Source organism: Kitasatospora sp. NPDC059803 (assembly GCF_042732255.1).
Classification (GTDB): domain Bacteria; phylum Actinomycetota; class Actinomycetes; order Streptomycetales; family Streptomycetaceae; genus Kitasatospora.
The window spans coordinates 1-10,404 of the sequence record NZ_JBHWIJ010000145.1; the positions used below are offsets into that span (position 1 = coordinate 1).

The 10,404-nt window shown below is 73.4% G+C and carries 8 protein-coding genes (1 of these 8 only partly in view); 4 read left to right on the top strand and 4 right to left on the bottom strand.

All coding sequences use genetic code 11. The annotated features are described in order from the left end of the window. The 3 genes from trpD to ACFV6I_RS22445 form a co-directional block, all read right to left on the bottom strand. Positions 1-868: anthranilate phosphoribosyltransferase (gene trpD / locus ACFV6I_RS22435; protein ID WP_380427253.1), on the bottom strand; the 868-nt coding region annotated here is incomplete at its 3' end. Between the two features lie 40 nt (positions 869-908). Beyond that, on the bottom strand, positions 909-1,484 hold the full coding sequence (locus ACFV6I_RS22440; protein WP_063349726.1) for an aminodeoxychorismate/anthranilate synthase component II: 576 nt from the start codon (positions 1,482-1,484) through the stop codon (positions 909-911). After that, entirely contained in the window at positions 1,481-2,980 is a 1,500-nt protein-coding gene (locus ACFV6I_RS22445) for an anthranilate synthase component I family protein (RefSeq protein ID WP_380427255.1), read from the bottom strand. Before ACFV6I_RS22445 ends, ACFV6I_RS22440 begins: the two co-directional genes overlap by 4 nt. 195 nt (positions 2,981-3,175) lie before the next feature. Here ACFV6I_RS22445 and ACFV6I_RS22450 point away from each other — a divergent pair, with 195 nt between their 5' ends. Together ACFV6I_RS22450 and ACFV6I_RS22455 are read left to right on the top strand one after the other, a co-directional pair. Next, positions 3,176-4,519, top strand: a complete 1,344-nt coding sequence (locus tag ACFV6I_RS22450; RefSeq protein ID WP_063351485.1) for a class II 3-deoxy-7-phosphoheptulonate synthase — start codon at positions 3,176-3,178, stop codon at positions 4,517-4,519. A 307-nt stretch (positions 4,520-4,826) separates the two neighbouring features. Further along, complete coding sequence (locus ACFV6I_RS22455; RefSeq protein WP_380427257.1) at positions 4,827-7,916, top strand: BTAD domain-containing putative transcriptional regulator; 3,090 nt, start codon at positions 4,827-4,829, stop codon at positions 7,914-7,916. Here the strand turns inward: ACFV6I_RS22455 and ACFV6I_RS22460 are convergent. Beyond that, the gene (locus ACFV6I_RS22460) at positions 7,913-8,251 is read right to left on the bottom strand and encodes a hydroxyisourate hydrolase (RefSeq protein ID WP_063349729.1); all 339 of its coding nucleotides are present in this window, start codon (positions 8,249-8,251) and stop codon (positions 7,913-7,915) included. The genes ACFV6I_RS22455 and ACFV6I_RS22460 overlap by 4 nt on opposite strands. 301 nt (positions 8,252-8,552) lie before the next feature. On the opposite strand from ACFV6I_RS22460, the gene ACFV6I_RS22465 reads away from it, so the two are divergent. After that, entirely contained in the window at positions 8,553-9,746 is a 1,194-nt protein-coding gene (locus ACFV6I_RS22465; RefSeq protein WP_063349730.1) for a LeuA family protein, read from the top strand. Further along, positions 9,746-10,404 carry the 5' end (the start) of an aconitase family protein gene (locus tag ACFV6I_RS22470; protein ID WP_380427259.1) on the top strand. The gene runs 919 nt beyond the window's last position, so the window shows 659 of its 1,578 coding nt (coding positions 1-659); its start codon is at positions 9,746-9,748; its stop codon lies beyond the right edge, outside the window. Before ACFV6I_RS22465 ends, ACFV6I_RS22470 begins: the two co-directional genes overlap by 1 nt.

The following is a 10,404-nucleotide window of genomic DNA, read 5'->3' on the forward strand; positions in this document are numbered from 1 at the left end:
CCTGCCCGCCGTCCTGGCGGGGGTGGACCACGCCCGCGTTGTGGGCGGCGTCGCCGCCGCGCAGCGCGTCCGGGGCCGCCGTGGCGATCCCGAGTTCGCGCGGGTCGAGCCGCTCCTGCACGACCCGGCCGGTGGTCGCCGTCCAGACCGTCGAGGTGGTGGAGACGGACAGTTCGTCGAGGCCGTCGTCGCCCCGGAAGACCAGCGCGTCCACGCCCTGGCGGGCGAACACGGCGGCGATCAGCGGGCCCAGCCGGGGATCGGCGACGCCGACCGCCATGGCCGTGGGCGAGGCCGGGTTGGTCAGCGGGCCCAGCGCGTTGAACGCCGTCGGCACGCCCAACTCCTTGCGGGCGACGGCCGCGTGGCGGAACGCCGGGTGGAAGGCGGGGGCGAAGCAGAAGCCGATCCCGATCTCGCGCACCGAGCGGGCCACCTCCTCGGCCGAGAGCTCCAGCGCGATGCCGAGCCGCTCCAGCACGTCCGCCGAGCCGGAGGCGGAGGAGGCCGAGCGGTTGCCGTGCTTGACCACCCGGGCCCCGGCGGCGGCCGCCACGATCGCGGCCATGGTGGACACGTTCACGGTCTTCGCGCCGTCCCCGCCGGTGCCGACGATGTCCAGCGTCGGCCCCGGCACGTCGACCCGCACCGTGTGCTCGCGCGCGGCCCGGACCAGCCCGTCGACCTCCTCGGCGGTCTCGCCCTTGGCCCGCAGCGCCACCAGGAACCCGGCCAGCTGCGCCGGCGCCGCCTCGCCGCGCATCACCCGGTCCATCGCCCAGGCGGTGTCGGCGGTGCTCAGGTCCGTCCCGCCGATCAGCGCCGCGAGCAGCTGCGGCCAGCTGCGCGATTCACCATTCCCTGTCACTGGTCACCCATTCCGCTCGTCGATTCCGATGTGCGTGCGGTCAGCGCCCGGCGCCGACCGCGAGGAAGTTCTCCAGCAGCTGCATGCCGCCGGTGGTGGTGATGCTCTCGGGGTGGAACTGCACCGACTCGATGGGCAGGCTTCGGTGCCGCATGCCCATGACGTAGCCGTCGTCGTCGGCGGTCGCGGTGAGTTCCAGGTCCTCGGGCAGCGGCTGGGTGACGATCAGGGAGTGGTACCTGGTCGCGGTGAGGCTGTTTCCGAGGCCGGCGAACAGGCCGCGCCCGTCGTGCGTCACGGTGCTGGTGCGCCCGTGCATCAGCCGGTCGGCGACCTGGACCCGCCCGCCGAACGCCAGGCCGATCGCCTGGTGGCCCAGGCACACGCCGAGCAGCGGGACCTTCCCGGCGAAGTGGTGGACGAGCTCGACGTGGCCGGAGGCCGCCGGGTGCCCGGGGCCGGGGCCGAGCACGACCGCGTCGGGCGCGGTCGCGGCCAGCTGCTCGGGGGTGCGGGTGTGCGAGCGGACCACCTCGGTGTCCGCGCCGAGCGCCCGCAGGTACTGGTCGATGATGTGGACGAAGCTGTCCCGCGCGTCCACCAGCAGAACCTTCACGCCGTCAACTCCTCACCCGTCAGGGCCCAGTAGGCGGCGCCCAGCTTCGCCAACGTCTCGTTCCACTCGCCCTCGGGGGTCGAGTCGGCGACGATCCCCGCGGAACTCTGCACGGAGTACACCGCGCCGTCGTGCGCGATCGTGCGGATGCACAGCGCCAGTTCGCTCCAGCCGCCGACGTCGATCAGGCCGACGGCGCCGGCGTAGGCCCCGCGCGGCTCCCGCTCGATCTCGTGGATGATCTCCATGGCGCGCAGCTTGGGCGCGCCGGTCATGGTGCCGGCCGGGAAGGTCGCGCACAGCGACCGCCACACGTCGGCGTCCTCCTCCAGCTCGGCGCTGACCGTGGACACCAGGTGGAAGACGTGCGAGAAGGTCTCCACCACCATCAGGTCGTCGGCCGTCAGGGTGTGCGGCTTGCAGACCCGGCTGATGTCGTTGCGGGAGAGGTCGACGAGCATGACGTGCTCGGCCTGCTCCTTGGTGCTCGCCAGCAGGGCCTTGATCCGCCGCTCGTTCTCCTCCTCGTCCTGGTCGCGACGGGTGGTGCCGGCGATCGGGCGCATCACGATCCGGCCGTCCTCGATCCGGAACAGCAGCTCGGGGCTGGCGCCGATCAGCGTGCCCTCGCCGTTCGGGAGCAGGTACATGTGCGGGGAGGGGTTGCGCGAGCGCAGCCGCCGGTAGACCTCGACCGGCGTCAGCGCGGTGCGGACGTCGATCCGGTGGCCGACCTGGATCTGGTAGATGTCGCCGACCCCGATGTGCTCCAGGCAGCGCCGGACCCAGCCGTGGAAGGTGTCGCGGTCCACGCTGTCGTGCACGGACTGCGGACGGGCGGCCGGCGGGCACGCGGCCTGCGGCTCCTGCCCGGCCGCCTCCCGGGCCGCGCCCGCGAGGTCGTGCCGGCCGTGCTCGCCGAAGGCCGGGCTGTCGGCGGTCCGCAGGACCGGCGCGCCGTCGGTGCCGTAGTGCACGCTGTCGCGGAACAGTGTCAGCACGGCGTCCGGGCGGGCCGGCGGCAGCGCCCGGGCCGGCAGGTCCTCCATGTGCCAGGCCGCGTCGTAGCCGAACCGGGCCAGGAAGCCGAAGTGGAAGCGGTCGCCGGGCAGGCCCGGCTCCAGGCCGAACAGGCCCTGCGCGCGCCGCAGGAACTCCCAGACGCGGGCCGGGTCGGGGGCCTCCAGCCGCCCGGGGGCGTCGCCGGCGGGGGTGAGGCCCGCCGCCTCGGCGGTCGCCCGCAGCACCGGGGCGAGCTCCGCGATCCCGTCGATCTCCAGGTACGAGCCGTACAGCCGGATCTCGGCGAGCGGGCCGCAGCCGAGCACCGCGGGCCCGCCCTGCCGGCCGGACTCGGTCAGGCTCTCCAGCAGGTACACCTGCTCCGCGCCGAGCCGGTCGCCCAGCCGCGTGTACAGCTCCAGCGGGTCGTGCGGCGGCAGCGGCGCGGTGCCGAGCCGGACGGCGAACGGAGGGTGCGATGGCGCGTCTGGCATCGGAATCCTCATCGTGAATGGCCGGCTGGGTACGGCCGGTGAACGAATGGCCCCCAGTCAATCCGTTCGTCCCGGAAGGCGGTCAGACCAGTTCTCCGGTGTGGGAGCAGGCCAATTCGCGGACGCTTGACCTTCTTTCCGCGGCCGGGCTGCAATGAGCGGGCCAGCGATTTCCGTTCCCATCCGAGGGCCGTGATGAATCGAATTCCGCAGACCGGAGCACCTGCCGCCTGGCGTTCCCTGCCGGCGGCCCAGCAACCGCAGTGGCCGGACCAGGCGGCGCTGCGCGAGGTGGTCGCCGACCTGTCGGCCGCCCCGCCCCTGGTCCTCGCCGAGGAGTGCGACCGGCTGACCGACCGGATGGCCGCCGTCGCCGCCGGCGAGGCCTTCGTCCTCCAGGGCGGCGACTGCGCCGAGACCTTCGGCGGCCTCACCGCGGACGCGGTCACCGCCAAGCTGCGCACCCTGCTGCAGATGGCGGTGGTGCTGACCTACGCGAGCGGCGTCCCGGTCGTGAAGATCGGCCGGCTGGCCGGGCAGTACGCCAAGCCCCGCTCCCAGCCGGACGAGACCCGTGACGGCCTCAGCCTGCCCTCCTACCGGGGCGACGCGGTCAACGGCCCGGAGTTCACCGAGGCGGCCCGCCGCCCGGACCCGGCGCGGCTGCGGCGGATGTACGAGGCGTCGGCGGTCACCCTCAACCTGGTCCGCGGCTTCGCGGCCGGCGGCAGCGCCTCCCTCTACCAGGCCCACCAGTGGAACCGCGGCTTCCTGGAGGACTCCGCCGAGGCCCGCCGCTACGAGGAACTGGCCGACGGTGTGGACCGCGCCCTGCGCTTCCTGCAAGCCTGCGGCTGCGACCCGGCCGGGCTGCTGGAGGCCGAGTTCTTCGCCAGCCACGAGGGACTGCTGCTGGACTACGAGCAGCCCCTCACCCGCACCGACCCGCGCACCGGGGCGCACTACGCCACCAGCGGGCACCTGCTCTGGGTCGGCGAGCGGACCAGGGGCCTGGACGACGCGCACATCGCCTACTTCGCCGGGATCCACAACCCGATCGCCGTCAAGCTCGGCCCCACGACCACCGCGGACGAGGTCCTCGGCTACGTCGACCGCCTCGACCCCGACCGCCGGCCCGGCCGGCTGACCTTCGTGGTGCGGATGGGCGCGGGCCGGGTGCGCGAACTGCTGCCGCCGCTGGTGGAGAAGGTCACGGCGGAGGGCGCCCGGGTCGCCTGGATCTGCGACCCGATGCACGGCAACACCGTCCAGACCGACGACGGCCGCAAGACCCGCCGCTTCGACGACATCCTGGGCGAGGTCGCCGGCTTCTTCGAGGTGCACCGGGAGCTGGGCACGCACGCCGGCGGCATCCACGTCGAGCTCACCGGCGACGACGTCACGGAGTGCCTCGGCGGCGGCGACCAGGTCCGCGCCGAGGACCTGCACCAGCGCTACGAGACGGCCTGCGACCCGCGGCTGAACCACCGCCAGTCCCTCGACCTCGCCTTCCGGGTCGCGGAGCTGATGAAGGCCTGAAACCGCCCCGGGCGACGGTTGGCCGGATCGGTGCACCCCCCCCCGGGGGGCGGGGGGGCGCGTGGGGGGGCGCCCCCCCCCCCCAACCCGGCATTTCCGTGCCGATTTTTCGTGGGTCACCCGAGGGTGCGGACGCCGATCGCAACCCGTCAGGCGGCGTCTTTTGGGGAGAACTGAATAGCGTTGACCCATTGACCGGGCCGTCCTTAGAGTGCCTTGCGATCCTGCGCCTATTCCTCTGGGGGGAGTGGAAACGGTGGGGCACAGACCTGGTTCCGGCATACGCCACGACGGCAGTTCCTCACCCGTGCCCCGGGTCGAGTACCGCATTCTCGGCCCGCTCGAAGCGCTCGTCGACGCCAGGCCGCTGAACCTCGGCGGGATCCGGCAGCAGACGGTGCTCGCCGCGCTGCTCCTCGACGTCAACCGGGTGGTCAGCGTGGACCGCCTGGTCCGCGCCCTCTACGAGGAGGCCCCGCCGGCCACCGCCCGCGCGCAGTTGCAGATCAGCGTCTCCGCCCTGCGCCGGCTGTTCGCCGCGCACGGCCTCTCCGACGTCATCACCACCCACCCGCAGGGCTACATGGTGAAGGCGGCGGACGACCAGCTCGACCTGCTCCAGGCCCGCGACCGGGTCGGGAAGGCGCGGGCGCTGCGCGACCAGAAGGCGGAGGCCCACGACCGCACGGCGGAGGACCGCGACCGCAGGGCGGAGGCCCAGGACCGCAAGGCGGAGGCCGCCGCCCTCTTCCGGCAGGCGCTCGGACTGTGGCGCGGCGACCCCCTCGGCGGCCTGCCCAGCGAGTCGATCCGCTCCGCCGCCGGCCAGCTCACCGAGCAGTGGGTCGGCGCCACCGAGGAGTGCATCCAGCTCGAACTCGCGCTCGGCCGGCACGGCGCGGCCGTCGGCGAACTCCTGGGCCTGGTCGACGAGTTCCCGTTACGGGAGCGGCTGCGCGGCCAGCTGATGCTGGCGCTCTACCGCTCCGGGCGCCAGACCGAGGCGCTCCAGGTCTACCGCGACACCCGCCAGTGGATGATCGACGAACTCGGCGTCGAACCCGACCCCCGGCTGCAGCGGCTCGAACTCTCCATCCTCGCCGGCGACCCCCGGCTCGACCTGCCCGACAGCCGTCCGGCCGCCGCCCACGGTGCCCCGGCCGCCGAGCCCGCCGCCGCGCCGCCCGTGGCCCCCGCCGCCCCCGCCGCCGTTCCGGAGATGCTCCCCGCCGACCTCGCCGACTTCACCGGCCGCGAGCACCTGCTCGCCGGCCTGCGCGAACGGCTGCTGCTCTCCTCCCACGACCAGTCCCGGCTGGCCGTCCCGATCGTCTCCGTCGTCGGCAAGGCCGGGGTCGGCAAGACCGCCGTGGCCGTCCACGCGGCCCACCAGATCGCCGCCGAGTTCCCCGGCGGGCAGCTCTTCGCCGACCTGCACGCCGGGGCCCCCGACACCGTCGGCCCGGCCCAGGTGCTGGAGCGCTTCCTGCGCGCCCTCGGCGTCAACGGCACCGCCATCCCCGACGGGCTGGAGGAGCGGGCCGAGATGTACCGGGCCCTGCTCGCCGAGCGCCGGGTGCTGATCGTCCTCGACAACGTCGCCACCGAGAGCCAGATCACCCCGCTGCTGCCGGGCAAGCCCACCTCGGCCGTGATCGTCACCAGCCGGCGGCACATCGGCAGCCTCGCCGGAGCCGTCCGGGTGGACGTCGACACCTTCGACCCCGAGCAGTCCGCGGAACTGCTCGGCCGGATCGCCGGCCCCGCGCGGGTGGCGGCCGAACCGGAGGCGGCGAAGGCGCTCGCCGAACTCTGCGACCACCTGCCGCTGGCGCTGCGCATCGCCGGCGCCCGGCTCGCCGCCCGGCCGCACTGGGAGATCACCGAACTGGTGGAGCGGCTGGAGGACGGGACCCGCCGGCTCGACGAGCTCAAGTACGCCGACGTCGGCATCAGGGCCGGCCTCTCGCTCACCTACGAGAGCGTCAGCGAGGACGCCCGCCGGCTGCTGCGGCGGATCGCCCTGATCGACGAGGGGCCGTTCTCCACCTGGGTCGGCATGGCGCTGCTCGACCTCCCCGAGTACCAGGTCCAGGACCTGATCGACGAACTCTCCGACGCCCAACTGCTGGACGCCGTCGGCACCGCGCCCGGCCGCCACACCCAGTACCGGCTGCACAACCTGATCCGGGTCTTCGCGCGCGAACGCCTCGTCGACGAGGAGAGCGTCGAGGAGCGGGAGGCCGCACTGGCCCGGGTGATCGGCTGCTTCCTCTACCTGCTGATCGAGGCGAGGCAGCGCGAGTACGGCCGCGACGTGCTGATCCGCGGCCGCGGCACCGCCCTGCACCCGCTGCCCGCCCGGACGGTGGACCGGCTGCTGGCCGAGCCGCTGCGGTGGTTCGCCCGGGAGCGGCCCATGCTCGTGCCCCGGGTCAGGCAGGCGGCCATGATGGGCCTCACCGCGCACTGCTGGGAACTCGCCGTCACCGCCGTGACGTTCCTGGAGACCCACGGCCGGCTCGACGACTGGCGCGACACCCACGAACTCGCCCTCGCGGCCGCCCGCAAGGGCGGCGACCGGCTCGGCCAGGCCGCCGCACTGCACTCCCTCGGCTCGCTCGCGCTGACCCGGCAGAACTTCGCCGCCGCCGAGGAGCGCTTCCGCCAGGCCGCCGGGATCTTCACCGACCTCGGCGACGACCTCGGCTCCGCCCTGACCGCCCGCGGCCTCGGCTACCTCGCCCGGGTGGACGGCCGGATCGACGAGGCGACCGCCCACTACCAGGCCGCCCTCACCGTCCTGCGGGCGAGCGGCGGCTCCGTCGCCGTCGCCTACGTGCTGCACAACCTGGCCCAGCTCAAACTGGGCGCGGGCGACGAGGAGGGCGCCGGAGAGCTCCTCGACGAGGCGCTGCGGCTGAGCCGGGAGGGCCGCGGCCGGCGGGTCGAGGCCCAGGTGCTGCACCGGATGGGCCAGAGCCACCTGGAACGCGGCGGCTACGACCGGGCCCTGGAGGCCTTCTCCCGCGCCCTCGACGTCGTCCGGTTGATCGGCGACCACACCGGCGAGATCTACGCCCTGCACGGCATCGGCGCGGCCCGCCACCGGCTCGGCGAGAGCGGCGAGGCCGCCCACGCCCTGCACCGCGCCCTGCTCCTCGCGGAGGGCTCCAACGAGCGGCTGATCATGGGCCGGATCCTCGTCACCCTCGGCGAGTTGGCGCTCGGCACCGGGGAGGCCGACCTGGCGGTCCAGCACCTGCGGCGGGCCCGGCTGGTGTTCCGCCTGATGCGGACCCCCGCCGAGGAGGCCCGCACCCTCGACCTGCTGCGCTCCGCCCGGCTGGCCGCCGGTGACCCGGAGCCCCCCGCGGGCCCGGGTCCACCGTCCTAGTCGGCGATGAAGGCCACCGCGTAGTGGTTCAGCGAGAGGGTGAGGCTCACCCGGTGCCCCGACTCGCCGTCGGAGACTCGGAAGGTGGCCGCCACCTCGGGGTGCACGGTGAACAGGCCGAGCCCGCTGAAGTACCGGTCGACGTCGAACACCAGCCGGTAGAGGCCGCGTCCGCCGTCCGTCCCGCCCCACTCCTCGATCCGGCCGCTCGCGTCCGTTCTCCGCTCGACCACCGGCACCCACTCGTTGTCGACCAGCGACTCCAGTCTCGCGTCGAGGCCGGCGGCGGTGCGCCCGTGGACGCTGTCCAGCGCTTCGACGATGACCCTCGCCATCAGCCCACCCGCCCCGGGCGCGGTAACCGGGCCGGCGGACGTTCCTCGGACGGGATATCTCGCATGAAAACCACTCCTTGCCTCAGTACACGATGCATCGGGAAAAGGGCGCGTCAAGCCTATTGTCAGGGGTCCCGCTATCGGCCCGCCATCGAATGATTATTTGTTCGAAAAGTCTTGACGGACAGTGATTCTGGACCAGTAAAGTCACCGCTGCCAGCCACAATCCTCCGCCGCCGCACACCGCGACCTCCCGTCCGGTCGCCCGTCCGGCGGCGTTCCCGAAAGAGGCGGAAAATCCATGTCTCCGAAATCCGTCCCCACCGCACGGCGGCTCCGGGTATTCGACTCGACACTGCGCGACGGCGAACAGGCCCCGGGCAACGCGATGAACCCCGACCAGAAACTGGAGCTGGCCCTCGCGATCGAGGCCACCGGCGTCGACACCATCGAGGCCGGCTTCCCCAGCTCCTCACCGCGTGACTTCGAGGCGACCAGACTGATCGCGGGCGCGCTCACCACCGCCAAGGTGGCGACCCTCAACCGGGCCGTCCGCGCGGACATCGAGCTGGCCGCCCAGGCCGGCGGCGTCGAGCGCCACCAGGTCCAGATCATGGCCACCGGCAGCGACGTCCACCTGGAGCACAAGCGCGGCCTCACCCGGGCCGAGGGCCTGCACGAGATCATCGACAGCATCCGGTTCGCCCGCGAGCTGGGCTTCACCGACATCACGCTCGGCATCGAGGACGCCAGCCGGGGCAGCGACGACCTGCTGCGCCCGATGATCGAGGCCGGCATCGAGGAGGGCGCCAACACGGTGGCGCTCGCCGACACCACCGGCTGCCTGATCCCGTCCGAGTTCGGCGCCCAGGTGGCGCGGGTCCGCTCCTGGATCCCGGACCACATCATCCTGTCCACCCACTGCCACCAGGACCTCGGGCTCTCCCTCGCCAACGCCCTGGCCGGCGTCGAGGCCGGCGCGGACGAGGTGCAGGCCACCATCGCCGGCATCGGCGAGCGCGCGGGCAACACCCCGCTGGAGGAGCTGGCCGCGGTGCTGCTCTACAAGGGCGAGCAGCTCGGCCTGACCAGCCGGCTGCGCACCGAGAAGTTCTACGAGGCCTACCAGCTGCTGGCCCGGATCATCGGAATGTCGACGCCGCGCAACAAGGCGATATTCGGGGAGAACGCCTTCGCCACCCAGGCCGGAATCCACCAGGCCGGAATGCTGCGCAATCCGGTGACCTACGAATACGTCGAGCCGCACAGCTTCGGCCGCGAGCGCGGAATTCTCATCGGCCGGCACTCCGGGCGCAATGTGGTCCGCAACCTGTTCGACCAGATGGGAATCGGCGCCGAGCACGACCTGCTCGACGAGATCTACGAGACCTACATCGCGGGCCGCGCCGACGGCACCTGCATCGAACTGGGCGAGCTGCGCGAGATCATCGCCGAGCGCCTGGAGCGCACCAGCGAGATGGCGGTGGCCAGCTGATGGGCGGCACCGAGCGCAACCTGATCGAGAAGGTCTGGCAGAGCCACGTCGTCGACCAGGCACCGGGCGAGCCCGACCTGCTCTACATCGACCTGCACCTGCTCCACGAGGCGAGTTCCCCGCAGGCCTTCGACGGCCTCCAGCTGGCCGGCCGCCGGGTCCGCCGGCCCGACCTCGCGCTCGCCCTCGAAGACCACAACGTGCCCACCAACACGCTGCTGGTCAAGGACGCGATGGGCAGCGCCCAGCTGGAGCGCCTGCGCGAGAACTGCGAGGAGCAGGGGATCGAGCTGTTCTCGCTCGGCGACGACCGGCAGGGCATCGTGCACGTGGTGGCGCCCGAACTGGGCTTCGTGCGCCCCGGCATGACCGTGGTGTGCGGCGACAGCCACACCTCCACGCACGGCGCCTTCGGGGCGCTCGCCTTCGGCGTCGGCACCAGCGACGTCGAGCACGTGCTCGCCACCCAGACGCTGGCGCTCCAGCGCCCCCCGACGAAGTCCGGCGCGTTCGGGGGGGGGGCGGCGGGCGCCCGGGGCGTCGCCCCCGCCGGCGCGGGCGCGCGGGGCGCGCCGCCCGGCGGCGCGCCGCGCGGCGCCCCGCGGGGGGGGGCCCCCCCCCGTCTCCAGCAGGACGAACCGCCACGGCGTGGTGTGGT